27 protein-coding genes are annotated in these 24,562 nt (G+C 33.2%); 12 read left to right on the forward strand and 15 right to left on the reverse strand.

The window, feature by feature from the left end; translation table 11 throughout:
* Window positions 1-42: 42 nt before the first annotated feature.
* The 7 genes from HOG88_RS03170 to nadA form a co-directional block, all read right to left on the reverse strand.
* Window positions 43-525 (reverse strand): DUF1566 domain-containing protein, encoded by a 483-nt coding sequence (locus HOG88_RS03170; protein WP_295003085.1) that lies wholly within the window; start codon window positions 523-525, stop codon window positions 43-45.
* Window position 526: 1 nt separating this feature from the next.
* The gene (locus HOG88_RS03175) at window positions 527-820 is read right to left on the reverse strand and encodes a type II toxin-antitoxin system RelE/ParE family toxin (protein WP_295003087.1); all 294 of its coding nucleotides are present in this window, start codon (window positions 818-820) and stop codon (window positions 527-529) included.
* Window positions 807-1,079, reverse strand: a complete 273-nt coding sequence (locus tag HOG88_RS03180; RefSeq protein ID WP_295003089.1) for a hypothetical protein — start codon at window positions 1,077-1,079, stop codon at window positions 807-809. The genes HOG88_RS03175 and HOG88_RS03180 overlap by 14 nt, the downstream gene beginning before the upstream one ends.
* Before the next feature lie 89 nt (window positions 1,080-1,168).
* Window positions 1,169-1,447, reverse strand: coding sequence for a type II toxin-antitoxin system RelE/ParE family toxin (locus tag HOG88_RS03185; protein ID WP_295003091.1), 279 nt, complete (start codon window positions 1,445-1,447; stop codon window positions 1,169-1,171).
* Window positions 1,447-1,674: a hypothetical protein gene (locus HOG88_RS03190; RefSeq protein ID WP_295003093.1), complete on the reverse strand. Its 228-nt coding sequence runs from the start codon at window positions 1,672-1,674 to the stop codon at window positions 1,447-1,449. Before HOG88_RS03190 ends, HOG88_RS03185 begins: the two co-directional genes overlap by 1 nt.
* A 37-nt stretch (window positions 1,675-1,711) precedes the next feature.
* Window positions 1,712-2,527, reverse strand: coding sequence for a carboxylating nicotinate-nucleotide diphosphorylase (gene nadC, locus HOG88_RS03195; RefSeq protein WP_295003176.1), 816 nt, complete (start codon window positions 2,525-2,527; stop codon window positions 1,712-1,714).
* Window positions 2,524-3,522: a quinolinate synthase NadA gene (gene nadA / locus HOG88_RS03200; RefSeq protein WP_295003095.1), complete on the reverse strand. Its 999-nt coding sequence runs from the start codon at window positions 3,520-3,522 to the stop codon at window positions 2,524-2,526. Before nadA ends, nadC begins: the two co-directional genes overlap by 4 nt.
* Window positions 3,523-3,625: 103 nt before the next feature.
* On the opposite strand from nadA, the gene plsY reads away from it, so the two are divergent.
* The 6 genes from plsY (at window position 3,626) to HOG88_RS03230 (ending at window position 8,507) form a co-directional block, all read left to right on the forward strand.
* Window positions 3,626-4,240 (forward strand): glycerol-3-phosphate 1-O-acyltransferase PlsY, encoded by a 615-nt coding sequence (plsY, locus tag HOG88_RS03205; RefSeq protein WP_295003098.1) that lies wholly within the window; start codon window positions 3,626-3,628, stop codon window positions 4,238-4,240.
* Window positions 4,240-4,569, forward strand: coding sequence for a dihydroneopterin aldolase (locus HOG88_RS03210; protein WP_295003100.1), 330 nt, complete (start codon window positions 4,240-4,242; stop codon window positions 4,567-4,569). Before plsY ends, HOG88_RS03210 begins: the two co-directional genes overlap by 1 nt.
* Before the next feature lie 98 nt (window positions 4,570-4,667).
* Window positions 4,668-5,342 carry a homeostatic response regulator transcription factor HsrA gene (gene hsrA / locus HOG88_RS03215; protein ID WP_295003102.1) on the forward strand — a complete coding sequence of 225 codons (675 nt, stop codon included), beginning with the start codon at window positions 4,668-4,670 and terminating at the stop codon, window positions 5,340-5,342.
* A gap of 53 nt (window positions 5,343-5,395) precedes the next feature.
* Window positions 5,396-6,694, forward strand: coding sequence for a HAMP domain-containing sensor histidine kinase (locus tag HOG88_RS03220; RefSeq protein WP_295003105.1), 1,299 nt, complete (start codon window positions 5,396-5,398; stop codon window positions 6,692-6,694).
* Between the two features lie 85 nt (window positions 6,695-6,779).
* Window positions 6,780-7,034: a YfhL family 4Fe-4S dicluster ferredoxin gene (locus HOG88_RS03225; RefSeq protein WP_295003107.1), complete on the forward strand. Its 255-nt coding sequence runs from the start codon at window positions 6,780-6,782 to the stop codon at window positions 7,032-7,034.
* 3 nt (window positions 7,035-7,037) lie between these two features.
* Window positions 7,038-8,507 (forward strand): Ppx/GppA phosphatase family protein, encoded by a 1,470-nt coding sequence (locus HOG88_RS03230; protein WP_295003110.1) that lies wholly within the window; start codon window positions 7,038-7,040, stop codon window positions 8,505-8,507.
* Here the strand turns inward: HOG88_RS03230 and bamA are convergent.
* The gene (gene bamA, locus HOG88_RS03235) at window positions 8,504-10,741 is read right to left on the reverse strand and encodes an outer membrane protein assembly factor BamA (protein ID WP_295003112.1); all 2,238 of its coding nucleotides are present in this window, start codon (window positions 10,739-10,741) and stop codon (window positions 8,504-8,506) included. The genes HOG88_RS03230 and bamA overlap by 4 nt on opposite strands.
* 90 nt (window positions 10,742-10,831) lie before the next feature.
* On the opposite strand from bamA, the gene HOG88_RS03240 reads away from it, so the two are divergent.
* Window positions 10,832-11,761, forward strand: a complete 930-nt coding sequence (locus HOG88_RS03240; RefSeq protein ID WP_295003116.1) for an FAD:protein FMN transferase — start codon at window positions 10,832-10,834, stop codon at window positions 11,759-11,761.
* A gap of 400 nt (window positions 11,762-12,161) precedes the next feature.
* Here the strand turns inward: HOG88_RS03240 and HOG88_RS03245 are convergent, their stop codons facing one another.
* From HOG88_RS03245 to HOG88_RS03255, 3 genes are all read right to left on the reverse strand, one after another.
* A complete protein-coding gene (locus HOG88_RS03245) occupies window positions 12,162-12,644 on the reverse strand; it encodes a hypothetical protein (protein WP_295003119.1) in 483 nt (160 codons plus the stop codon).
* On the reverse strand, window positions 12,645-13,169 hold the full coding sequence (locus HOG88_RS03250) for an FMN-binding protein (RefSeq protein ID WP_295003121.1): 525 nt from the start codon (window positions 13,167-13,169) through the stop codon (window positions 12,645-12,647).
* Between the two features lie 73 nt (window positions 13,170-13,242).
* On the reverse strand, window positions 13,243-14,484 hold the full coding sequence (locus HOG88_RS03255; protein ID WP_295003123.1) for a porin: 1,242 nt from the start codon (window positions 14,482-14,484) through the stop codon (window positions 13,243-13,245).
* A 210-nt stretch (window positions 14,485-14,694) separates the two neighbouring features.
* On the opposite strand from HOG88_RS03255, the gene HOG88_RS03260 reads away from it, so the two are divergent.
* Window positions 14,695-15,525: a prephenate dehydrogenase gene (locus HOG88_RS03260; protein WP_295003126.1), complete on the forward strand. Its 831-nt coding sequence runs from the start codon at window positions 14,695-14,697 to the stop codon at window positions 15,523-15,525.
* A 40-nt stretch (window positions 15,526-15,565) separates the two neighbouring features.
* Here the strand turns inward: HOG88_RS03260 and HOG88_RS03265 are convergent, their stop codons facing one another.
* From HOG88_RS03265 to HOG88_RS03280, 4 genes are read right to left on the reverse strand one after another with little or no spacing between them, the layout of a single operon-like run.
* Window positions 15,566-17,524, reverse strand: a complete 1,959-nt coding sequence (locus HOG88_RS03265) for a sensor histidine kinase (protein ID WP_295003128.1) — start codon at window positions 17,522-17,524, stop codon at window positions 15,566-15,568.
* The gene (locus HOG88_RS03270) at window positions 17,524-17,883 is read right to left on the reverse strand and encodes a response regulator transcription factor (protein WP_295003130.1); all 360 of its coding nucleotides are present in this window, start codon (window positions 17,881-17,883) and stop codon (window positions 17,524-17,526) included. The genes HOG88_RS03265 and HOG88_RS03270 overlap by 1 nt, the downstream gene beginning before the upstream one ends.
* On the reverse strand, window positions 17,880-18,287 hold the full coding sequence (locus tag HOG88_RS03275; RefSeq protein ID WP_295003132.1) for a hypothetical protein: 408 nt from the start codon (window positions 18,285-18,287) through the stop codon (window positions 17,880-17,882). The genes HOG88_RS03270 and HOG88_RS03275 overlap by 4 nt, the downstream gene beginning before the upstream one ends.
* Before the next feature lie 12 nt (window positions 18,288-18,299).
* Window positions 18,300-19,286 carry an outer membrane beta-barrel protein gene (locus tag HOG88_RS03280; protein WP_295003134.1) on the reverse strand — a complete coding sequence of 329 codons (987 nt, stop codon included), beginning with the start codon at window positions 19,284-19,286 and terminating at the stop codon, window positions 18,300-18,302.
* A gap of 166 nt (window positions 19,287-19,452) precedes the next feature.
* On the opposite strand from HOG88_RS03280, the gene HOG88_RS03285 reads away from it, so the two are divergent.
* The 4 genes from HOG88_RS03285 (at window position 19,453) to HOG88_RS03300 (ending at window position 24,560) form a co-directional block, all read left to right on the forward strand.
* Window positions 19,453-22,689 carry a glycosyl hydrolase family 18 protein gene (locus HOG88_RS03285; protein WP_295003135.1) on the forward strand — a complete coding sequence of 1,079 codons (3,237 nt, stop codon included), beginning with the start codon at window positions 19,453-19,455 and terminating at the stop codon, window positions 22,687-22,689.
* A 10-nt stretch (window positions 22,690-22,699) separates the two neighbouring features.
* Window positions 22,700-22,888, forward strand: a complete 189-nt coding sequence (locus tag HOG88_RS03290; RefSeq protein WP_295003137.1) for a hypothetical protein — start codon at window positions 22,700-22,702, stop codon at window positions 22,886-22,888.
* Between the two features lie 180 nt (window positions 22,889-23,068).
* Window positions 23,069-23,893, forward strand: coding sequence for a hypothetical protein (locus tag HOG88_RS03295; protein ID WP_295003140.1), 825 nt, complete (start codon window positions 23,069-23,071; stop codon window positions 23,891-23,893).
* Between the two features lies 1 nt (window position 23,894).
* Window positions 23,895-24,560 (forward strand): response regulator transcription factor, encoded by a 666-nt coding sequence (locus HOG88_RS03300; protein ID WP_295003142.1) that lies wholly within the window; start codon window positions 23,895-23,897, stop codon window positions 24,558-24,560.
* Window positions 24,561-24,562 lie beyond the last annotated feature (2 nt).

The following is a 24,562-nucleotide window of genomic DNA, read 5'->3' on the forward strand; positions in this document are numbered from 1 at the left end:
GTAAGTTGTCATACTGCATCTTAAAACCTCAAATTTTCAAATTTATTGTCCTGCCCTAGCACACCTGACATAATACTCATTCGTCTTATTGAAGTTGCCGGAAAAGCCAGACTGAAAGAGTACATTCCAAGCATTCTTAGAATCTGAAACACTTGACGAAGAAGACCAATAACCACTAGAAGTAACATTCTTAAACCCATCTTTTATAGCTGGATTAACCTTTGTAGTATCTGCTAGAGTTTCTAACTCTTTTATGCTTGGCAGATGCCAATCAGAGTATCCTGCAAGGGTTAAGTTTTCACAATATCCTTTTGCATCTTGCCAATTTTTCTTTACACTTTTTACAGCACTATTATCTTGCCACATTAAACCTGTAACATTATTTACTACAAGCTCTTTAGCATCATTTCTTGTAAAGGTATCACCCCATTTAGCTCTTGGTGCCTCACTCGTTTTGTCTATAACTATCTCGTATGAGAATAGTGTTGTTAGTAGCAGTGTTGTTAGTAGTAGTTTTTTTATCATTTTATTTCTCTTCTTGAAGTGGTAGATTTTTATGAAATATTTCTAAAATCTCTACAATTTTTTCATCTTCTTTTATTTTATAGATTATTGTATAAGCTTTAAAAGTCATATCTCGAATTGTTTCATTTTCATAATAGTTTGATTGTCGGTATTTATAAGGAAAATTAACTAAGTTATTTATCTGTTTATCTAAATCTTTTTTAAATTTAACAGCAGCACTTACTTTATCTTGTGCTATATAATTTAAACTATGTTGAAGTGTCAGAATAAAATATTTTGTTCTAACTATTAGCATATTTTAATTCTAAGTCTTGCATAAAAGAGTCCATCTCCTTATCATACTCATCTTGCTCATACATCTTCATACTGCCATCATCAACAGCGGCTATAGTTTTGTCAAGATGTGCTTTTCTTTCATAGAAGTAAGGGTCATACTCTAGGTTTGGGTCTTTTTGTAGTTCTATTTTTTCAAGCATTATATCTTTCACACTTCCTAACAAATCTAAAATATTTTGAGTGTAACCATCTTTTACCTGTAGTTGTATAGTCTGCATATCAAATCCTTCTCTATGTACATTATAGCATATAACAAATTTTAATCCATCTTCATAGACAAGTCTATCCAACCTGCATTGCATCTACTCTAGTTTGAGCATACATTTAAGTATATATCTCCTCGATTGTTTGCATTAACCATAAGTATCACTAGTTCATCATCTATGATTTCATATATAAACCTATAGTTATTTACTCTTAGTCTATAAAAGTCAGTATTTGAAAGTTTTTTTATATCTAAAAGTGAATTTGGGTAAGGATTGTTTTTTAGCATTGATAGATTTGAATCTATATTTTTCTTATCTTGTTGGCTTCGTTTATTTATAAACTTGATAGACTTTTTGTTTAAGATAAGTTTATATGACATTAAACCTTGTATTCCTCAAAGTCAGCACTCATACCATTTTTATAATCTAGTGTAGATTTTTTCATTTTGAGAAGTTCATCTTCAGATACAAAATCAAAATCATCTTGCGATAATTTTTTTAAGTCTATGTCATTTACAATTTTTATCTCATTTTTAGAAAAATGTTTTAGTAGCCAAGAAAACTTATCAAAAATATTATTTTCTATTTGTAATGTAATTGTCTGCATAAATACTCCTTTTTATAATTATAGCACATAAGAAGTCCTAGTCCATCTTCATAGACAGGTCAATCCAGTTTGCTTGGTGGATGAGTGAACCTGAGCTTATGGCGTTTACACCTGTTTTAGCATATGATTCTATTGTCTCAAGAGAGATATTTCCACTTGCTTCAAGAAGTATATGAGGATAGTTTTCATCTCTAAACGCGACTATTTTGACTATCTGCTCTGGAGTCATATTGTCACACATTACTATGTCACATTGTGCTTCAAACGCGAGTTGTGCCATCTCAAAAGTCTCAGCTTCTACTTCTATTTTAGCTGTAAAGGGAATCTTTTTTCTTGCATTTATAATGTAAGTACTTAAGTTTTCAATGGTTTTTAAATGGGTATCTTTTATCATCAATGAGTCATCTAAACCCATTCTGTGGTTTACGGCTCCACCCGTTCTTGTAGCATATTTTTCAAACACACGAAGTAACGGGCGTGTTTTTCTTGTGTCTAAAAGCTTTACACCATAAGGCTCTATTATCTTTACATACTTACGAGTAAGAGTTGCTATGGAACTTGCATGGAGTAAGATGTCTAAAACTGTGCGTTCACATCGAAGAAGTGTATGTGAGTCTGCCTTTAGAGTAGCGAGAGTGTCACCTTTTAAAAATGTATCACCATCATTTTTAAGCCACTCTATTTCAAACTTTTCTAAGTCTGCTAGTACATTTATGTATGTAACTCCAGCGACAACACCATCACTCTTAGCGATGATCTTTGCACTCGCTGTTTTTGCAGGTTCAACCAGTGCATATAAATCTCCACGGCCAACATCTTCTCCAAGTGCCTCGAGTACAAACTTTTTTATCATAGTGCCAACATTCGCTCTAGTGCTATCTTCGCCCATTTCTGAGTTTTTTCATCTATAGTTATCTCGTTTATTGGCTCGCCATCATCTATGGCCTTGAGTGTCACATACACATCTTCAAGTGTTGTTTCATTCATAGTTGGACATTCTGGTTTTGTTGAGCTTAGTACATAAGTGTTTTCTTTACGTAAACGGTTTACAAGGTTAAACTCTGTTCCAACTGCCACTTTTTGATCTAGAGGAAGTTCAGCTATATACTTGATAAGTTGAGATGTAGAACCAACAAAATCACTTGCATCACAAATAGCTGGATCACATTCAGGGTGGGTAGCTATTAAAATACCTGGGAATTTCTTTCTATAAAATGCGATGTCATCAACACTAAAGAGCTGATGCACAGAACAAAAACCATCATAACAAAGAATGTCACACTCTGCGGGATTACCTTCTTGACCTATTATCATAGACTTAAGACCCATCTGGTTTGCTATGTTTTGACCTAAACATCTGTCTGGAACAAAAAGAATCTTTTTACCTTCTTTGAGTGCCGCTGTTATGATAGTCTTCGCGTTTGAGCTTGTACAAACCATTCCACCCATCTCACCAACTTTTGCTTTGACATCTGCGTTTGAGTTTATATAAGTTATGGGAAGTATGTCTTCACTTTTAATGCCATTCTCATTTAAAAACTTTACAGAATCATCAAAATAAAGTGAGTCAATCATACGAGCCATCGAGCAACAAGCTATTTTAGGCATCACTACACGTTTTTCTGGGCTCAGAACTTTTACACTCTGTCCCATAAAACCAACACCACAGAAAAGTACAAACTCAGCATCATCAGCCTTCGTTCGTATAGCTAGTTCAAGAGAATCACCTGTAATATCTCCCATTTCAAACACTTCATCGCGTTGATAAAAGTGCGCAACAACTGTTACGTCTAACTTCTTTTTTAATTCATTAATTTTTATTTTAAGTTCATTATTTGTAAATTGCAAAATATTTCCTGTATTTATAATTATGTGATTATACCAAAAAACTTTATATGCTTATTAAGATAGAAAGTGTAAAATGTCATACAAAATTTAATTAAGGTTATTTATGGATTTTTTATTTAATACAAATGTACAGTTTTTTATTGCTGCTTATCTCGTTGGTGGTATTCCATTTGGACTACTTTTAGCAAAACAGTTTGCTGGAGTAGACATTAAAGCAAGTGGATCAGGAAGCATAGGTGCAACAAATGTTTTACGTGTAGTTAAAGAGACTAATCCTTCATTAGCAAAAAAACTAGGTATTGCTACACTAGCTCTTGATGCACTCAAAGGTGTACTAGTTGTTGCAATTGCATATTTACTAAATATGAGTGAAGCTACTTTATGGGCCATTGCTGTTTTAGCAGTTGTTGGTCACTGTTTCTCTCCTTACTTAAACTTTGAAGGTGGAAAAGGTATAGCAACAGGTATGGGTGTTATGATGTTTTTAATACCTTTTGAAACACTTATTGGTATTGTTGTGTGGGCGGTAATGGCAAAAACTTTAAAAATATCTTCTATCTCTTCACTTACAGGTGTCGCAGCACTTGGTATTTCAAGTTTTATTATTCATCCAGAGATGCCTCATGCTCCCGTTATGTTTATAGTGTTTTTACTATTTTACAAGCACATTCCAAATATCATTCGTCTTATTAACGGTGAAGAGAAACGTGTAGTTTAATGACTATTTATATAGAAGATCTAAAATTTCAAACAATTATTGGAATTTTAGACTTTGAACGTGAGACTCCACAAGATGTCATAATAAACATAGAACTCGAATATGAATATATTGCAGAGTTTATAAACTATGCAGATGTATCTGAGCTGATTAAAAGTACTATGATTAAATCCGAATTTCTGCTCATAGAAGATGCTTTAAAAGATTTATCACTTAAACTTAAAAAAGAATTTTCTAAGATTCAAATTTTAAGCTTAAAGATAACTAAACCTTCAATTTTACCTGACTGCATTGTAAGTGTAGGCAATATCTATAAATTCAATTCTTAATCCAAACTTTACTTTTATTTAAAGAAAGTTGAAAAAAACTTTAAATCAACCTAAAACTGTGCTATAATTTCACAAAATATTAACACAGGAAATAATTGATGCGCATTCTTATAATTGAAGATGAAGTTACATTAAACAAAATGCTTGCTGAGGGACTAAAAGAATTTGGTTACCAAAGTGATGTTGTTGAAACACTAAAAGATGGTGAATACTATCTTGATGTCCGTAATTACGATTTAGTTCTTATGGATTGGATGCTTCCTGATGGAAATTCTATTGACATTATTGGAGATATTAAAACAAATACTCCAAAAACTTGTGTAGTTGTACTTTCAGCAAGAGATGACAACGAAAGTGAAATTGGAGCTCTTAGAGCTGGTGCTGATGACTACATCAGAAAACCATTTGACTTTGATGTTTTAATAGCTCGTATTGAAGCGAGACTACGTTTTGGTGGAAGTAACATCATCGAAATCGAAAACTTAATTATCAATCCTGAAGAAGAAAAAATCACTTATAAAGAGAATGACATAGAACTTAAAGGTAAACCTTTTGAAGTACTTACTCACCTTGCTCGTCACCGTGATCAAATTGTTTCTAAAGAACAACTGCTTGACGCAATCTGGGAAGAGCCAGAACTGGTTACTCCAAATGTTATTGAAGTTGCTATTAACCAAATTAGACAAAAAATGGATAAGCCATTAGGAATCACAACTATTGAGACTGTTCGTCGCCGTGGTTATAGATTTTGTTTTCCAAAAGAAATCAACTAATAACTTTTAGTTTTAAATGATATAATCCCCATATTTCAATATGGGATTATTCAATGCTCTATCAACACAGTATACGTCGTAACTTTCTTATCCAGCTAATTATTTCTTTAGCATCTCTCATATTAATCTTCTCATCAATACTTTACTTTTTTATTGAAAACTCCATTTATGATAATAAACACCATGAACTTATTCAGTACGCTAAAAGTATCGCTAGTAGTAACCCTATTTTTAAAGATGATGAGCACTTAAATGAAGATATATTTTCTTTGAAAGTTGAAATCCTCTCCTCTGAAGAAAAGTTAGAACTTTCACAATTCCAAACAATAATAAATACCCATACATACCTAACAATTGTATATCCATATAACATTCAAAATAATACATATTTAAAAATTACCGAAGATATCAGTAGTACTAAGTATCTACTATCCAAGATTCTTAACTATATATTTATTATTAATATAGCAGGTTTTATCCTTGTTCTAATATATGCCATTGCATTGTCTAAGATGCTTGTTTCGCCATTAAAAACAATAAATGCCAAGTTGTCAAATATGAATGAACATTTAATGAAACCCATAGAGATAGATAAGCTTCCAAAAGAGTTTTCCGATTTAGGAATAACTATTAATCATCTCATTTCTAGAATACAAAACTTTGTGAAGTATCAAAAAGAACTTTTTATAGGAACAGCGCATGAACTCAAAACACCATTAGCTGTGATAAAACTAAAAAATCAAGTTACACTTATTAAAAAGCGTTCTCCTGAAGAGTATATAGATACACTTAATGTCACTAACAGAACTATTGATGAAATGAATATTATTGTTTCAAATATCCTTAATATTGGACGCCAAGAAGGTGCGCAACTTGATAAACCTACAGAAGTGGACGTTATCCAAATTCTTAAAGCTAAAGCTGATGACTTTCATCTTTTAGCAGAGAATGAGCAAAAAAAACTTAATATAAGTTTTGAACCAAATGGCTTTATGGCAATGATGCAAGTTACACTTCTAAATCAAATAATACAAAACTTCCTACAAAATGCCATAAAGTTTACACCAAAAGGTAAATCTATAATGCTTAGAAGCTCTCAAGATGAAGTCGGTCTTCTTATAGAAGTAATAGATGAAGGTTGTGGTGTTGATGATAGTGTCGACCTTTTTGCACCTTTTAAACGCCAAGGTAATAAACCTGGAGTGGGATTAGGTCTTTTTTTAGCAAAAAGTGCAGCAGATGCTCTTGGTGCTAAAATAAATATAAAAAATAGAGAAGATAATATTGATGGAACTGTCGCAAGTTTACAGTTAAACTCAAAGTTATCATGTATTCTTCCAAGACATAACTAATAGTTTGATAATTTAAAAAGCAATAAAGCTTTATTTTGCTATAAATCAACTACAAAATAATAACTATAAAATGTAAGGTTTTTTAATGGCTCTAATTATAAATGATGAATGTATAGCATGTGATGCTTGTCGCGAAGAATGTCCAACAATAGCAATTGATGAGGGTGACCCAATTTACTATATTGACCCAGATAGATGTACTGAGTGTGTAGGTATCTATGATGAACCTGCATGTATTTCAGTTTGTCCTGTTGACTGTATAGTTCCTGATAAAGATAATGTAGAATCAATAGCGGAACTACAGTTTAAAGCTAAACATCTAGAGATGGAAGAGCAATAAACTTTGGCTAAGAGAGTCGCTATAATAGACATAGGTTCTAATTCTATTAGAATGGTTGTTTACGAAAGAACTTCTCGCTTTGCGTTTCATCTTCTTCATGAAGAAAAAAGTAAAGTGAGGCTCTCTGAAAATGCTTACCGTTACGATGGTAATCTTCAAGATATACCAATGCAAAGAACATTCGATGCTCTTGCAAACTTCCTCCAGATAAGTGAATCCTTCAAAGTCCGAAAACTCTTATGTGTAGCTACTTCTGCCCTGCGAGATGCACCAAATCAAAAAGTATTTCTTACAAGAATAAAAGAAAAACTCAAACTCGACATTAAAGTAATTAATGGAGAGCAAGAAGCTTACTATGGAGCTATTGCTTGTGCGAACTTACTTCCAAAACAAAAAAATGCTCTTAGTATTGATATTGGTGGCGGATCCACAGAATTCAGTGTTATTGATGAAGATAATGTTTCAGAGACCATCTCCTTAAAACTTGGTACAGTACGCTTAAAAGAACTCTATTTTGATAGTAACGATATAAACGGTGCAGTAGTATATATAGACAATGAGTTGGATAAACTACAAAATAAACAACTTGATACACTCATAGGCATTGGTGGAACTTTTAGAGCTGTTTCAAATGCCATACTAAAACGCGATGAGTATCCTTTAAATAAAATACATGCATATGAATACAGTGCTGGTAAACTACAGAAGTATATAGATAAACTTCTTTGTGCTTCTAATGAAGCATTAGAAAATTTAGGTATAAAAGAAAATAGATATGATGTTATAAAACCAGGTGTATTAATCATTCAAAGAGTGCTAAATAAACTTAAGATGTCTAAAATCATTACAAGTGGGGTTGGAGTACGTGAAGGAGTGTATCTTAGTGACTTACTAAGAAACTCTAAGCATAAGTTTCCTCATAACTATAATACCTCAGTTAAATGTCTTCTTGACTCGTATGTAGATGACACTCACTTCTCAACTCAGTTAAACTCACTTTGTAAAAAACTTTTTGATTTAACAAGTGAGCATTTTAACATTGAGAATAAATATAGATACGAATTAGCAATTGCAGCAAAACTGTACCCTATAGGAAGTAGTGTTCATTACTATTCTCAAAACAAGCATACGTACTATCTTATACAAAATGCATTAGAATATGGGTTTTCTCATCAGACCACAACACTTATAGCGACACTAACTAAGTATGCAAAGAATAGACTTCCAGCTTATTCTCACTTAGAAAAATATGCTGAGCTACTTCCAGAAATAAATGTAACTAATTATCTGAGTTATATACTCTCTCTTAGTATTACACTGCTAAGTCACAGACCACGAAATATAGATTTTGAGTTGTCTTTTGAAGAAGGTATTTTATCTGTAGAATCTAAAAATAACTTATATATAGCAAAGTATGCTACAGGTAAGTTAGAGTGTAACAACAAAGAGTTTAGAGTAAACTTTAACTCTTAGAACCTCTGTCCCATAGTAAACTCAAAACTTGATACTCTATCACCCTCTTCTGTAAAAAGAGGATTTGCAAACATTAGCTGTATTGGTCCAACAGGCGAAAACCATTCTAGTCCAGCACCATAACCACCACGAGATATTTCAGAAATTGATTCATCTCCTATCATTCCCCAATCTATATAAGTAACTATACGCATCTTTGCTTTAGGAATAAGAGGAAGACTAAGTTCAAGTGAGTTAGAAAATGTTTTTTCACCACCAAGACGTCTTACAACTCCTGCACCATCTATACTTGTAGGAGCTAGTGAGTAAGACTCATATCCTCTAACGCTACCTATTCCACCCATGTAAAACTTCTCAGCAAGAGGAATAAACCCATTATCAATCACTACATTTAAACGTGCTTTATATCTAAAAATAGCATCAAATCCTATCCACTCTTCTAAACCTGTATATTTACCATAATTAGTTCTTGACTTAAGAAAATTACCATTCCCGCCAAGACCACTTTTCTCGAAACTCTGAGAAAGGTCAAAACCTTCACGGGCAAGATAAAAGTCATCCGTATTGTCCCATTTAACATTCAGACTAACTGTACTCTTTGAATAATCTTCAAAATAAAACGCATCGAAGTTTGCTAAATCAACCCCACTCTCAAATTCATAAGAATTACTTGAAAAACCATAACCAACATAACCACTTACATAGCGAGAGAAACGATGTCCTGTTCCGACACTTACTCCATCACTAAAGACAGAGTAATCATTATAATCATAAGCTGAGTGAAAAATCGAGAAGTTACCACTAAAGTCACTATCATTTAGTCTGTTATTTGAGATGTTAAATGAATAATTCTGAGTTGTTTCTGATTTTTCAGCTTTAAGACCAACATTTATTCCACTTCCCCAGATATTTCTATCATTTACTCCTATACTAAGGAGTAGTCCACCATAACTTCCATATCCACCACCAAGCTGAATGTTTCCAGTTGATGCTTCTTTGAGTTTTACAACAAGATCCATACTTTCATTGTCAATACGTTTTTCTTCTATAGTTGTACCATCAAAAAATCCTAAACGCCCTAATGCAGCACGGGAATCTTTTAAGTCAGTTAAAGAGTACATATCACCCGGCCCTAGATAAAGCTCTCGTCTAATGATTCTATCAAGTGTTCTAGTATTACCAGATATAACAACATTTCTAATTTTAACTTTGTCACCTGGATTGATCTTAAACACAACCTCTACGGTATGGTCTTCTTTATTCTTTTTGAGGTCTGGTACAACTTGTGCAAATGCATAACTCAAATCTGCAATGGCAGTTTTAATATTTTCTGCATCTCCACGAAACTTTTTAATATCAAACACTTCACCTTTTTCTAAAGTAACAAATTCTTTAAGCTCGGACTCTTCCATGACTTCTTTACTCTGAAAGAGAGAAACTTTACTAATAGTATATGGTTGACCTTCAGACACCTGATAACTCATATCTGCTGTATAGTGATTAAAGTTTACTCTTACAAATGGTTCATTTACAACAGCATCTAAATACCCATACTGCATGTATAAATCTTTAATTCTTAGGTTGTCATATGGGAGATCTCTCAAACTCATTTTTCCATCATTTTGTCCCCAAAACCAACCTACATAGTCCTCTTCTTTATTTGCAATAACAGAATCAAAGTCATCACTATCTAAGCCCTTAACACCATTGTATGTTAGCTTACTAATAACAATTTCTTCACCTTCACTCACAACAAAAGTAACTTTAATACTTCCATTTTCAAGGTATTCTTTTTGAATCTCTACCACACTATCTATTTTTCCCTCTTGAGATATCGCTTCAATAATTCTTTTTTTAGCAGCTTCTAACTTAGTTTCATCGTATAAAGAACCTTTTTTAATTTGAACAATAGCAGATTGTTCATCTTCATCTTCATCTTCTTTCCATCCAGATAGTACAACTTTAGAGATAATTGCCTTTTCTTTAAAGTAAAATGTCAATTCACCATCTTCAAGTTCTGTCCAAATGTCATTAAAGTAACCCTGTTCAAAGTACTTTTTTATGGCAGTATCAACATCTTCAACCTCTATGTCATCACCAGTCTCAAAGGTAAGCATTCTAAGTGCAACATTCTCTGAGAGATGCACTAAACCGTCGTATTTAATTGTTTTAATCAGCTGTCCATATATATTAGTCGCAAATATAAATAAAAAAAGAGGTAAAAAGAGTTTCATCAAGATTCCGTATCATAAAATTAGTAGTGATTCTACCCATTATGTGGTTAATAATAAGTAAAAAGAGAAAATAAATGCTAAAATATTGGTATGAAAATTCTTATATCTTGTTTTCTTCTCTTTTTATCTGCAAATGCACAAATGCAGAGTAGAACAAAGGCTTTAATGGGAACATTTATAACCATAAGTCTCCAAAAAAATGATAAGCATTATTTTAACGGTGCATTTAGCATTTTAAATAATGTTGATAAATCCCTTTCGTCTTACAACAAAGAATCCCCTATTTACCGTCTCAATAAAAATAAAAAGGTACAGCTAAATAAATACAGCTACGAAGCACTCTATTTAAGTCAAATATACTATAAAAAATCTCATACCTATTTTAACATTGCAATTGGTGCTATAACTAAAGATTTATATAGGTTTGGGGAAGAACAAAGGCTTGTAAGTAAGGAAGCCCTTTTAAATAGTAATAGTTCTTTTTATGATTTAGAATTTACACCGACTCATGCAAAAATTTCTAAAAATATTAAAATTGATTTAGGTGGAATGGGTAAGGGTTTTGGAGTAGATAAAGTCGCCGAGTATTTAAAGAAAAAGTCTGTATCAAAAGCAATCATTGCATTAAGTGGAGACATACGCTGTTTACATAAATGCTATATCGATATAAATGACCCATTCTCAGAGCAACCACTTATCTCATTTAAAACTTTAAAAAGAGATACAGGAATATCTACGAGTGGGAACTATAATCGTTATGTTGAGAGTACAAAAAACAACCATCTCATCAATCCAAACACAAAAACTTCTCAGCAGAATTTCATATCAATCACTCTCATATCAAATCTGCCAAGTAGTGCATTAGATGCTTATGCTACAGCTAGTAGTGTGATGCCTAAGACAGAAGCTTATGACTTTCTAAACAGTTTAAACCTTGCATACATCATACTCGAAAATGACAAGAGTTTACATATGAGTGATAACTTAAATTTATTCGTAGAAAATACTCGAGCCAAGTAGCCAAAAAATATACAGCAACAAACTTTGGAATACTATAAATGAAATGAGCTTAATATAAGCAAAAAATTCAAATCCATACAGTATAAAAAAAGATGAAAATAACTCAAAAAAACCACTTATAAATGTAGCTATTATTACAATATATATGTATTTTGATTTATTGTAACTAGTAAAGATTAAAAAGTGTAAAACTACCATTATAAAGAGACCAAATCCAAAAATGTGTGGTAAGAGAACCTTCAATAAACCTGTTGTTGTTTTAGAACTCTGAAATAGTACTTCATTCCCTAAATAATAATTTATCACTTCCCTGTGTGAAAATCCAATTTTTTCTTCAAAAAGAAAAACACTGCTTGCCAATAGAAGTAGACTAAATAATAAAAAGTAGATAACAGAGTATTTATATGCATTTTGCAAAACTTAAACTCCATATGCAAAAAATAGCCATATAAAATGCCACGATATGCCAAATAAAAAAAGTGATAACATATAGTGATATATAGTCTTTTTCAACATAGTAAGAAAGACCAAGTAATATTAGTGACATAAAAGCACTCACTAAAAGAGTGTTTACTGCAAAAAGAGAGTAAGATAGTTTAAATGCTAAACGCATATATACAGTACTGAGAGTAAAAATAATCATCATCATAAAAAATATTTGAGTATGTATAAACTCCAAAAAAATGGACTTACTCATAGGGTCTAAAAATTCATCTTTATCTCCGTATAAAGTCTTGTAAATCTCTTGTTCAAAAAGTCCTAAAGAACTTTTGATTACAAATAAATCAGCAATAAGATACATAATAGTAAATATGAGTAGACCATTAAGAATCGGTCTCATGCTCCTATCTTGTTTTAAATCTTTTATAATTGTAAAACGCAACTATTTTCCTTTTAGAAGTTCATTGTAAATTGCAAAAGCTATGCGTGATCCATCAGTTACACTCCTAGCACTCATTGTTGCGCCAGTTACACTTGGAATGTCACGATTAAGTTGAAGCATTGTGTCTGTTTTTATGTTTTTAAACTGAGAGTTCCATTTTTTTGTAGGAATATACTCTAGTGGTTCATTAAATGCAATAATCTCTATATTTAAAAGAATTGCATCCTTTATGAAGTAAAGTACCACTGTATTTTTAGAGCGGACTTTTCTATTTATTAAAATACCATAACCTAAAACTTTATCAGCTCTTGTAGCTGTGTAGATTCTGTATATTTTTGTATCAAGTTTTGCAGCTGCATTTTTTTGAATGTTTTGAAATTTAGCCTTACTTAGAAGAACATTTTTTTTCATAACTGTCGCGTTTAAGTCATAGTTCTCTTTCATCGCATCAATTGGAGATATTAGTACTTGAGCCCAAAGTTGTGAGCTTAATGTAAGTAATAAGGTGAATAGTATTTTGTTCATATTTTGTCTTTTGTATTTAAGTGCGCAAATTATAACTAAACTTGCGCGACTTGAGAGGATATTGTGGAAAGTTTTAAAAAATGAAACCCATAGATAAACTTGCAGTTTTATCTGTTTTCCCATTTTGAGCAGAAAGAACATAATCTGCTTTTAAAACAACTTGACTATGTGGAAAGTAGTTTATGCCCATAGATATATTTTGGGTTGCATGTTGAGAAGTGCCAGTTATATCTTTAGTGCTACCATCTTCAAATTTAGCTTGAGGATTAATATTTTCATACTGAACAAATACTGGAAGTTTTGTATCCGTCTTGATTAAAGAAAACACATCATAACTTGCATTGATATAACCACCTCTAGCATCTGTAACATCAGTCGAAGTATTTGTATCTGTACGATTTGTTTGCGTATACACACCGTAAACTCTAGCCGCACCTACTTTATAGTCCGCATGGACATCCCACATTGTAAGAGCATTGTCACCATAAGCAGAAGCACCAACTAAAAGACCATTAAGTCCACTGTAGTCAACTCTTCCTACAATAGCTCCCTCAGGATTTTTATTTTTAAAAGAACCACCTCTTCCATTTCTTAACCACTTCTCACCATCTGCTTGAGCACGAAGAGCTGTTAATCCCATTACCTTATAGTCAAGACCATCGGTAATCTTACCGTACGCCATAACACCACTCTCATGCCATGTTGAAGGTATTAGAAGATTTTCTGTTGTAGGACGTTGCACCGTAGTAAATAGTGTTGGTTCATGTCTCTCATTTACTAAGCCCATAGGTACAAGCATATTACCCACTCTAAGATTTATGTTTTTGTGCATTAAAAAGTCAAGGTACATAAACTCAACTTTTGCATAACCTCCAGTTCGCTCATCTAGACCATCGCCATCATCAGAACCACCATGCTCAAACTCAAGCTCTGTATTTAAAATAATGTTTTCTGTAAACTTATATCCTATGTAAGGAACAAATCTATATACATCTACTACAGACCTTTTTGTTCCAACAGCTTCTTTAGTATTTGAATAGTACATTTCACCATAACCACCTATACTTAATGGTGATTTTGAGTAATAAACCTTTGAGGCTGCCGCACCTAAGCCACTGTATGTTTTTGTTTCATCTACAGTCGTATAGTTAAACCCTGTTTTAAGATCACTTGTTTCATCTACAAGTACTTGAGTCATTTCTTGAAGCTCTTTTACTTGTTGTTTTAACTCAGCAATGTCTGATTTATCATCTGCGAAAGATGAAGTGCTTATTAGTAAGCTTGCACATAGTGCTAACGATAATGTTTTAGTCATTTATTTTTCCTTTTGTTGCTAATGATATTTATTATCATAATTAATTTATACTGGAATTTTATAGAAAAAAACTTAAAATTTAATTAATTTTAATAATTACTATCAATTACAAATAATACTAATCCCGTATATCTTCTTTTAATTAATCAATTAAAGTATTTACTTTATGTAAACTGAGTATAATTTAAAAAATTATATGAAAGATAATAAATGAAAATAGCGATTATTGGCTTAGGGTTAATGGGCGGTTCTCTTGCTCTAAGTTTAAAAAAACAAGATTACATAAAGAGTATCGTCGGATACGATCATAACCAAGACCATACAGTTCAAGCTCTTAAGCTTGGTTTAGTCGATGAGATAGTAAGTTTTTCTCAGCTCAAAAAGTGTGATGTTATCTTCTTAGCAATTCCTGTTGATGGACTCATTGCAACACTTGCTACACTTACAGATGTAAGTAAAGAGACGACCATTATAGACCTTGGAAGTACTAAGGCTAAGATAGTTACAAGTATACCACCAGTTATACGAAAAAACTTTGTAGCAGCACACCCTATGACTGGAACTGAAAATTTCGGTCCATCTGCAGCGGTTGAGGGTTTATATGATGATAAAGTAGTTGTCTTATGTGACCTTGAAGATAGTGGAAAACTTCAAAGTGATACTGCTAAAAAAATATTTACATCTATAAATATGCGTTTAACATTCATGAGAGCGAACGAACATGATAGACATGCCGCATTTATCTCTCATATGCCCCATGCTATCTCTTACTCCATTGCAAATGCAGTTATGAAACAAGAGAACAAACACAATATTTTAGCACTTGCTGCTGGTGGATACCGCTCTATGAGTAGACTCGCAAAAAGTTCTCCAAATATGTGGGAAGATATTTTTAGGCAAAATAAAGATAATATTCTTGAGGCAATTACCCACTTTGAAGAAGAGCTTACTCAACTCAAAAATGCCATCGCTACTGATGACTGGGAAAAAGTACATCAAGAGATGAGTGATGGGAATAAACTTCACGATATTTTAGACTAGTTAAGGAAAAACCTCGTTCCGTTTACAATCGAGGATGAGCCTAAAGTTTTATACTCAAAGTTACACTACTTCCTTGTCCTAAACCATTACTACTTATACTTATGGTAGCTCCTATCTCTTGTGAAAGATGCTTACAAAGAGAAAGTCCTAATCCACTTCCTTTGTTCTTGGCATTTTTAGCATTTTCTAGTTGTGTAAATTCATCGAAGACTCTACTTAAATCCTCACTAGAAATACCCACTCCAGTGTCTTGAACTTTAATCTCTAAAGTATTTTTACTCAGTAAAGCTGCAATGGAAATATAACCATCATCTGTAAATTTTATCGCGTTTGATATGAGGTTGATTATGATTTGCTTAAATATTTTTTTGTCACTGAGTATCTTAAGCTCTTTAATTGTCTCAATATCTATTATAAAACGGAGGCCTTTATCTTCAACTAATGCTTGTGTTATATCCATGGCCTCTTCAAGCTGATCATATATATTTGTATTCTCTATTTTTTTCTCTATTTTTCCTGCTTCTATTTTTGCTATGTCAAGTATGTCATTTATAATGTTTAGTAGATGGTATGCTGCTGTTTCAACTTTAGCTATGCTATCAACTTGCTCATCGCTCATCTCTTCATAAGTGATAAGGTATTGAGAATAACCAATGATGGCGTTGAGAGGAGTACGTAGCTCATGACTCATTGCAGAGATAAATGCAGACTTTGCACTTGAAGCAGAGTTTATCTTCTCTATCAATGAGATTCTCTCTAAATGATTTTTCATCATTAGTACCACGGACTCTATAAAAATTACTTCTTGTGTATTTAGACTATCTGCATTTTTCACATTTAAGTAACCAACAAACTTTTCACTATTGTCCACAAAGTCTTTCATGGTAAGTTTTTGAATACTGTTTGTGTCTATTGTGTCTATACTAATCTCACAGGCTAAGTTCCTTCTCATAGCTCTGAGGGAAAGTGCTATTGAATCTTCATAGGAGTCAGACTGCGATATAGCATTAAAAGTATCACTAAGCCCTATATAGTTTTTTAGTCGTACTTCATTCTCTAACTTTAACTTCTCTAAAAGTATACCCGTCGTCTCAAAGAGTTCATTAAAACTATCTGCCAATTCATCAAATTCATCAATACTTTGTGTTTGTATCCGAAGATGAAAGTCTTTTGTCTCTACAATCATTTTAGCGGTCTCTTTAAGTGCATAGATTGGTCGTGTAACAATTGCTGAGAGTTTACCGCTAATGTATATAATCATTAAAAGTCCGAAAATTGTTACAATAGATAGATAATACAGAAAATCATTAATAGAATCTAATGATTTTTTCTTATCCACTAAGTAACTTATTTCATACCCATTGAGTACATTCAACAAACCAATTCGTCCAGTATAAAAGAGCTTATTTTCAGTAGTTGTCTCTTCTTTTTGTACAACTTTATTTATCGTATATCTAACGTGTTCATCACTTAATAAATAAGTATTTAAAGTATCCATTTTTAGGATTGCGACTAAATATCCTAAGTGTGACTCATCAAAACTTGCATGAACCTCTTTTACAATGTATATATCAGAACCTTGGATAAAGACTCTTTTTTTTAAGTCCGTTTCCCCCATTCCAAACATCTCGTTTATACTCTTTATCTCAGAACTAGCAATGACCTTTTGCTCTAAATTTATAGAGTAGAGTTTTAAGTACTTTCTACCTGCTTTTATAGACTTTTTTTCTAAAAGTCGTGATATTTGCAAGTCAGTATCATTTGATATCATATCATCAAAAATTTCTAGTTTTGATAAAAAACTCATCTCTTCTTCAAGGCTTATCAGTGCATTTTGCATAATCTTTTCTGCATGTTTTGCTTGAAGTAGGCTATCTTGTTTAACCCTTTGAATGATTTTATTTTTTTCCCAGTAACTAAAATAACCAACAACAAAAATGTATGGAGTTATCCCTACGAGTATAAATGTCAGTAAAAGCCTAGTTTTAATACTCTTCATTAATGCAGCAAACTCCGTATCTCTTTTAGCATATTTGGCAGATTTATAGGTTTTGTAATGTAGCTATCTGCACCTAAATTCATCGCTTTATCAACACTTACCTCATCAGATAAAGCACTTAACATTACTATTCGTATACTACTATGAAGTTCTTGGCGTATATGCTTTATGACATTAAAACCATTAATCTTTGGCATCATTATGTCTAGTAAAACCATATCGTATTGAGTACCTCTTAGTAATTCAATAGCTTCGAATCCATCAACCGCTTCAAATGTCTCAAAGTTTTCTTTTTTTAAAACTTTTACAAGTATATCCCTGTTGCTAATCTCATCATCTACAATTAGTATTTTTTTCAATCTTCAACCTTTAAAACATGTAGATTTTCGATTGCTATACCTTTTGGTACATAAGCAATTGCACCCTCAACACTAGAAAGATATGAGAGTATATTTTTGTTTGATTTTAAAACCTTTGGTGGTCTGATACCTTTGTAGTGTGCCTTTTGCCAGTAGTTTTTTAAGTTTTGTGGATTCATTACTAAAACCATCTTCTCAAATTCTCTTCGCAAGTGATTACTCGAAGAGATATTTATTGCAAATATTTTTACACCCGAAATATATGTTACTTTTTTTAAATAAATACTTTTGAGTTGTTTTTTACTTAAGCTCTTTAGAGGGAAGGAGTCGTTCACTAACACATCAAAACTGTTTGCATGTAATGTGTTAAAGAGTATAAATAAAATCAAGAAAATATGTTTCATAGCTACAATTTCCTAAAACATTACAGATACAGAAGTACGAATTTGATTTTCATTTTGATACGAATGATCTCTGTACTCTATCTTAAATGTAAAGGGAGATACTGGTCTGTATGTATAGCCAAGTACTCCAACTACTTCTTCTCTAAAAGCCCCTTCGTCTATCTTGTATGCTTCTATCCTAGTAACTAGATCATGTTCTTGTGTTAAGTGCCAACTTCCTTGGAGATAAAAAGAGTAAGGTACACTAAACTCTGTTTCATTTCTTCTGCTTCCTGCTTCTGCGAATATTTTATATTTTGGAGCTTCATATGAGAGTGCCAGGAGTGCATAGTAGTAGTCACGGTTATCTATAGTACTAAAAAAGTAACCAATATTTGCTTTTGATTTTAAAGAGTCACTAAAGAAGTGCTCAATACTAGCTAGGTAATGTTTATCTATTGCTATATTATTATATGTATCATCTAGGTCTTCATTGTGCTGTATAACTACACTATATTCTGTGTCACTATATAAAGAGTTTGCATATTTTACTTCCAAACCACTTGTAAACCTTGGAAAAACTAAAAAAGCCGTATAAGGTATAGATGATGTCTCTCTAAAAATGTTTATTGGTTCCATATTCCAGTAGCCTGCTGGTGTATTAAACTTTCCAGCTCTTACTCTAATGGAATCATTAACTTGGTAGTCTATGTAGAGTCTTTCAATGCTTATAGTGCTATCGGTCGTACTACTATCATCAGATCCCCACTCTTTGATATAGCTATCTCTCAGACCAAAATCAGCCATATATGAAAACCTGTCATTACTGCCATAAGAGAGTATAGATAGCTCATCTACACGAAATCTATTATAGTTATCCGCACGTGAGACATAATCAAGAGTTGCATACCCCCCTACATATATAGGAGTGTGAGGTATGTTTATACCTTCACCAAAGTTGTACTCATCAGCTGCTAGGTTTATGTTTAAAAAAAGTAATATTAAAAAAAATAAACGCATTGTTACTCCATGTCCTATAGATTTAGTATATCTGTTTATATTTGAAATAATAGAACAATATTATGAAGAGTTTATGAAAATCTCAGTAATCGTTAAAAAATTCTCAATCTTCATAAACTCTTCATCTTAGTACCTCATACTGTCATCATCAAAAAAAGGATTACAGATGAATACGACAGTTAAAAAGAGAGTTATACTTTCATTACTCGCTTCACTGATGCTTGTAACTAGCTCTTATGCAAGTCCTACCAAAGCTGAGTTAGACTCACATAAGAAAATTGTTGGATACTTTCCAGAGTGGGGAATATACAGTGCACATAACAACTATACTCCAGCTGATACACCGTTTGACAAACTAACACATATTAACTATGCATTTGCAAGAATTATTGATGGTGAAGTTGCCATTTTTGATGACTGGGCAGCTACTGGTGTTTCTCATGGTGAACCATGGAACAGCCAATATAGCGGAAATTTAGGACAGTTTAAAAAATTTAAAAAAGACTTTCCAGATACATCTGTTTTAATCTCAGTTGGTGGATGGACACAGTCAGCTGGTTTTCACGATGCCGCAATCAATGAAGTAAGTCGTCAAAAATTTGCAGACTCATGTGTAGAATTTATTCGTCAATGGGATTTTGATGGTGTTGACATTGACTGGGAGTTTCCAACTCAAGTTCGTCAACCAGACACTATAGATACTGCTGGCGATACAGGTACACCTAATGCTGATGCAGCCGAAAAACAAACTTTTACTCTTCTTCTCAAAACAATACGTGAGACTTTAACTGCAGCAGGCGAGCAAGATGGTAAATACTATCAACTCACAGCAGCTGTTGGTGCAAGTGTTACCACTATTAATAATGTTGAGACAGACAAGTACCATCAGTACTTAGACTTTATAAACATCATGACATATGATATGCATGGTGCATGGGAAAATAAAACAAACCACCAGTCAGCTCTTTTTTCAAATCCTGATATTACAGACCCTTTTAAATTAACTATCGATAATGCTGTAAAACTGATGATAAAAGCAGGTGTTCCTGCCTCTAAACTTGTTATAGGTTCTCCATACTATTCACGTGGTTGGAAAGGTGTTAAAAATAATGGTCCAATTGACTCTCTACCTGGTCTTGATGCAACTGCTACTGGCGGGGCTAAAGGTATATGGGATGGTGGTCGAGCAGCTGGGATAAACCCATACTATCACATAAAATCTCAAATGGAAAATGACACTTCATTTGTTAAGTATCGTGATCCTTACACTAAAACACCTTACCTTTACTCTGAGTCTAAGGGCGAAATGTATACTTATGAAGATGAAGTATCCGTTGGTGTAAAAGCTGAGTATGTAAACAATAACTCTTTGGGCGGTGTTATTTTTTGGGAGCTAAGTGCTGACTTTCCATCAAAAGGTTCATCTTTAACAAATGTACTCTTTAATACTTTACTAGATGGTGTTCACCCAAGATATACAAATGCGGATATGTTAAATACTGGTGACACTACAAATAATGACACACAAACTGAAACTGAAGTAACAGTTGAAGTAGAAGTTGAAGTTGATACTAATGGTGTAGAGATTTACAACTCTTTATCTACTTACCAAACAGGTGCCCAAGTTAGTTATAAGGGTGTTATATATACTTCTTTATGGTGGACACAAGGTAATACACCAGGGATAGCATCATCAAATGTATGGACAAGTGATAAAGAAACTACTGATCAAACAAATGAAACAGATACAACGACAGATACAACAACTACAATAAATGAAATTGATACAGCAACTAACTTAGAAATCTGGAATCCTACTAGAGTCTATTTTGCAAATGATAAAGTAATTTCAAACTCTGTTGTTTACACTGCTTCGTGGTGGACAAAAGGAAACATTCCTGGGTCTGAGCAATGGGGTCCATGGAAAATAGATTCCTCATCTTCCGTAGAAACTGATGAGACTATAACAGATGACACTACTACAGATGACACTACTAATGAGGGTCAAGATACAGTTATTGCGGGTGAGTACCCACTATGGAACGCAGGTGACATTTATTTAACTGGAGATATTGTTTTATACAATGGTTCATTATATAAGTCACAATGGTGGAGCTCAAACAGTATTCCTAAAAATCAGAAATATTCACCTTGGGAAAAAATAGGCATTAATGATACTACATCTGAAATAAATGACAACAACGACACATCAACTGATGTAAATACGACAGAAACAGTTGCGAGCACAGTTGAAAATAATGTAACAACAGCAATAAGTTCCTATGCGCTAACTCTAGCACAACTAAGTGCGACAGAAACAGCACTTACAAGTTCACAGCTTATGAGTGATGTGAAAAAATCCATTAGAACATTAGATAATCTTGAAGTAGAAAAAATCTATGCTACAAGAGTAGAAAATCCATCAAATGTAAAAAGAGTTGAGTCAATCATCTCAGAAGCCGATTGGAACTATGTATTTGCTAAACGCAGTGTTGAGTACACTTATGAGAACTTCTTAAAAGCTGTTGGTAAGTTTCCATCATTTTGTGGAGACTATAGTGATGGTCGAAATGAACAACAAATCTGTTCAACATCTTTAGCAACTATGTTTGCACACTTTACACAAGAGACTGGTGGACATACTTCTCACTGGGATGTTGAAGAATGGAGACAGGGTCTAGTTCATGTAAGAGAAATGGGCTGGAATGAAGAGATGCGAGGTGGATACAATAGCGAATGTAACGATGCAATCTGGCAAGGTCAGACATGGCCATGTGGAGAGTTTGATGATGGTGAGCACAAAAGTTACTTTGGTCGCGGTGCTAAACAACTAAGTTACAACTATAACTATGGTCCATTCTCTGAGGCAATGACAGGAAGTGTTCGTACACTTTTAGATAATCCAGAGTTAGTTGCAGATACTTGGTATAACCTTGCAAGTGCAGTGTTTTTCTTTGTCTACCCACAACCACCAAAACCAAGTATGCTTCATGTAATAGATGGAACATGGCAGGCAAATGAGCAAGATATTGCAGCAGGATTAACAAAAGGTTTTGGTGTAACAACACAGATTATTAATGGCGGAGTAGAGTGTGGGGGAAGTACTGAGATTCAACAGTCTCTTAACCGCATAGAGTACTACAAAAACTTTGCTAACTTCATAGGTGTAACTATACCTTCAAACGAAGTTTTAGGATGTAAAAATATGCAACAGTTCGCTGAGGGAGGAAATGGAGCACTAGAAATTTACTGGGAACAAGACTGGGGATATGATGCAACAAAACCTGAGGGAAAAACATATGCTTGTAAACTTGTTGGCTATCAAACACCATTCTCGGCATTCAAAGAAGGCGACTATTCACAATGTGTACAAAAGCACTTTGGAATAGAAGTAATACAATAAGGATAATATGATGAAAAATTTAATACTAGTAGCTTTAACAGCCATAACAATTTTAAGTGGGTGTGGTGGCAGTTCATCTTCTGACACGGCACAAACAAATACTACACCTAATTCAGGTCTAATAATAGAGAACCAAGTGAAGTCAAACACAAGCTATACTCACGGAGCAGCAGCTGGTGCAAGGTATAAGACGAACTAATTCATTTATATGCTCAAAACTATTTCCGCAGACTTCAACCATCGCTGTCTCGAAATAGTGAAGAGTATCATCTGTTATTTTAACCCTATTTTTAAATGAGGCTCTAATAATTTCAAATTTTCATAAAGTCTTCATCTTAACTTTGTATAATAGTTAAAAGTTTTAATATTAGGATTTGTTATGTATAAAATGATTGGAATAGCTTTTTTAATACTTTTTACAGGGTGTGGCAGTGACGATACGAAGAGTGATACCTCTAATGACTCCAAAGATAATAACTTTACAATTATAAGAGGAACAGTCCCTGGTACACTCATTGAAGCAATCTGTGACTCAAATAAATACTTTTCAACAAATTCTATCAATAATACTACTAACAGGCATCCTTTTGCACTAGAGATAGAATCATCACTTAACTGCAAACTTGTTATGACTACAAATGAAGGAACCAATGATAATATCATTACAAACATAGAGTTTAATGAAAACAATGCTACAAACAATACCTTCAAAGCACTAGTAAAAACAATAAACCTCGGAAATATAGCTCTAGCATTAGATAAGTCCAGCATTATTGATGACAACAATGATTCTATTGTCGACACTCCTATAACTTTGTCTGTTATTCAACACATTGATGTTCTTGATGTTGATGATAGTGGTTCTTTAGAACAAAACTCTTATGAAGAATATAATACAAGTAAAAACTATGCCTATGCAGATAGAGTCACATTTAACAATGAAAACTTTGAGGCCAAAGAAATCACACTAGGTAACGAACCAAACTATGATCAAAATGGAAAATGGATACCTCTCTCATTTTCTTCGGATGCATCTACTTATGAGGAGCACGACATCACAAAAAATTACGCTTACCCAAACCGTGTAAAATACTTTAGTGTTGTCTATCAAGCAAAGCATCAAATTGATGCAAATAACATTAATCCAGAAGCTTTTCCTTATGACTTAAACACCTCATTTTGGCAACGTTTAGGGGACTTATAAGATGAACTTACTTTTAGTAGAAGATGATGAGCTCTTAGCTGGGCATATAGCAAAGCTTTTATCTAAAGAGAAGTACAAATGTGATGTTGCTAGTAACTCTGCTCAGGCCAGAGAACTTTATGATAACAATAGCTATCAGTTAATACTTATGGACTGGAACCTTCCAGATGGAACAGGTTTAGACTTAATAAAAGAGATTCGTGAGTATAACGATAATGTATCAGTACTTATGTTATCAGGAAGAGAGAGTGTAGATGAGAGAGTCCAAGCTTTAGATGTTGGAGCTGATGACTACCTCTGTAAACCATACTCAAATATTGAACTACTCGCTAGGATACGTGCAATTTTACGACGAGAATCCAGTCAAAAAACTACTATAATTAAGCATAAAAATTTAATGATTAATTTAGTTGCAAGAGAAGTATCAGTCAATGAACAGATAGTTTCTTTAACAGAAAAAGAGTTTGAAATATTAGAACTATTAATGTTACACAAAAATAAAGTCTTATCAAGATTTGAGATAAGTGAGCTACTAGCAAAGAGTTTTGATGCCATAAAGTCTAGTAACTATGTAGATGTCCATGTCAAAAACATCAGGAAAAAGACAGGTATAAGCGATGTCATTGCAACAGTTCGCGGCATTGGGTACTCAGTAAAAGATGCATGATT

Origin of the sequence: Sulfurimonas sp. (assembly GCF_018698455.1) — a bacterium.
Lineage (GTDB): Bacteria > Campylobacterota > Campylobacteria > Campylobacterales > Sulfurimonadaceae > Sulfurimonas.

Bases quoted from the DNA above. Each gene is read 5' to 3' on its own strand.
- HOG88_RS03170 (WP_295003085.1), bottom strand. From the start codon at position 525: ATGATAAAAAAACTACTACTAACAACACTGCTACTAACAACACTATTC.
- HOG88_RS03175 (WP_295003087.1), bottom strand. From the start codon at position 820: ATGCTAATAGTTAGAACAAAATATTTTATTCTGACACTTCAACATAGT.
- HOG88_RS03180 (WP_295003089.1), bottom strand. From the start codon at position 1,079: ATGCAGACTATACAACTACAGGTAAAAGATGGTTACACTCAAAATATT.
- HOG88_RS03185 (WP_295003091.1), bottom strand. From the start codon at position 1,447: ATGTCATATAAACTTATCTTAAACAAAAAGTCTATCAAGTTTATAAAT.
- HOG88_RS03190 (WP_295003093.1), bottom strand. From the start codon at position 1,674: ATGCAGACAATTACATTACAAATAGAAAATAATATTTTTGATAAGTTT.
- nadC (WP_295003176.1), bottom strand. From the start codon at position 2,527: ATGATAAAAAAGTTTGTACTCGAGGCACTTGGAGAAGATGTTGGCCGT.
- plsY (WP_295003098.1), top strand. From the start codon at position 3,626: ATGGATTTTTTATTTAATACAAATGTACAGTTTTTTATTGCTGCTTAT.
- HOG88_RS03210 (WP_295003100.1), top strand. From the start codon at position 4,240: ATGACTATTTATATAGAAGATCTAAAATTTCAAACAATTATTGGAATT.
- hsrA (WP_295003102.1), top strand. From the start codon at position 4,668: ATGCGCATTCTTATAATTGAAGATGAAGTTACATTAAACAAAATGCTT.
- HOG88_RS03220 (WP_295003105.1), top strand. From the start codon at position 5,396: ATGCTCTATCAACACAGTATACGTCGTAACTTTCTTATCCAGCTAATT.
- HOG88_RS03225 (WP_295003107.1), top strand. From the start codon at position 6,780: ATGGCTCTAATTATAAATGATGAATGTATAGCATGTGATGCTTGTCGC.
- bamA (WP_295003112.1), bottom strand. From the start codon at position 10,741: ATGAAACTCTTTTTACCTCTTTTTTTATTTATATTTGCGACTAATATA.
- HOG88_RS03240 (WP_295003116.1), top strand. From the start codon at position 10,832: ATGAAAATTCTTATATCTTGTTTTCTTCTCTTTTTATCTGCAAATGCA.
- HOG88_RS03250 (WP_295003121.1), bottom strand. From the start codon at position 13,169: ATGAACAAAATACTATTCACCTTATTACTTACATTAAGCTCACAACTT.
- HOG88_RS03255 (WP_295003123.1), bottom strand. From the start codon at position 14,484: ATGACTAAAACATTATCGTTAGCACTATGTGCAAGCTTACTAATAAGC.
- HOG88_RS03260 (WP_295003126.1), top strand. From the start codon at position 14,695: ATGAAAATAGCGATTATTGGCTTAGGGTTAATGGGCGGTTCTCTTGCT.
- HOG88_RS03265 (WP_295003128.1), bottom strand. From the start codon at position 17,524: ATGAAGAGTATTAAAACTAGGCTTTTACTGACATTTATACTCGTAGGG.
- HOG88_RS03275 (WP_295003132.1), bottom strand. From the start codon at position 18,287: ATGAAACATATTTTCTTGATTTTATTTATACTCTTTAACACATTACAT.
- HOG88_RS03280 (WP_295003134.1), bottom strand. From the start codon at position 19,286: ATGCGTTTATTTTTTTTAATATTACTTTTTTTAAACATAAACCTAGCA.
- HOG88_RS03285 (WP_295003135.1), top strand. From the start codon at position 19,453: ATGAATACGACAGTTAAAAAGAGAGTTATACTTTCATTACTCGCTTCA.
- HOG88_RS03290 (WP_295003137.1), top strand. From the start codon at position 22,700: ATGAAAAATTTAATACTAGTAGCTTTAACAGCCATAACAATTTTAAGT.
- HOG88_RS03295 (WP_295003140.1), top strand. From the start codon at position 23,069: ATGTATAAAATGATTGGAATAGCTTTTTTAATACTTTTTACAGGGTGT.
- HOG88_RS03300 (WP_295003142.1), top strand. From the start codon at position 23,895: ATGAACTTACTTTTAGTAGAAGATGATGAGCTCTTAGCTGGGCATATA.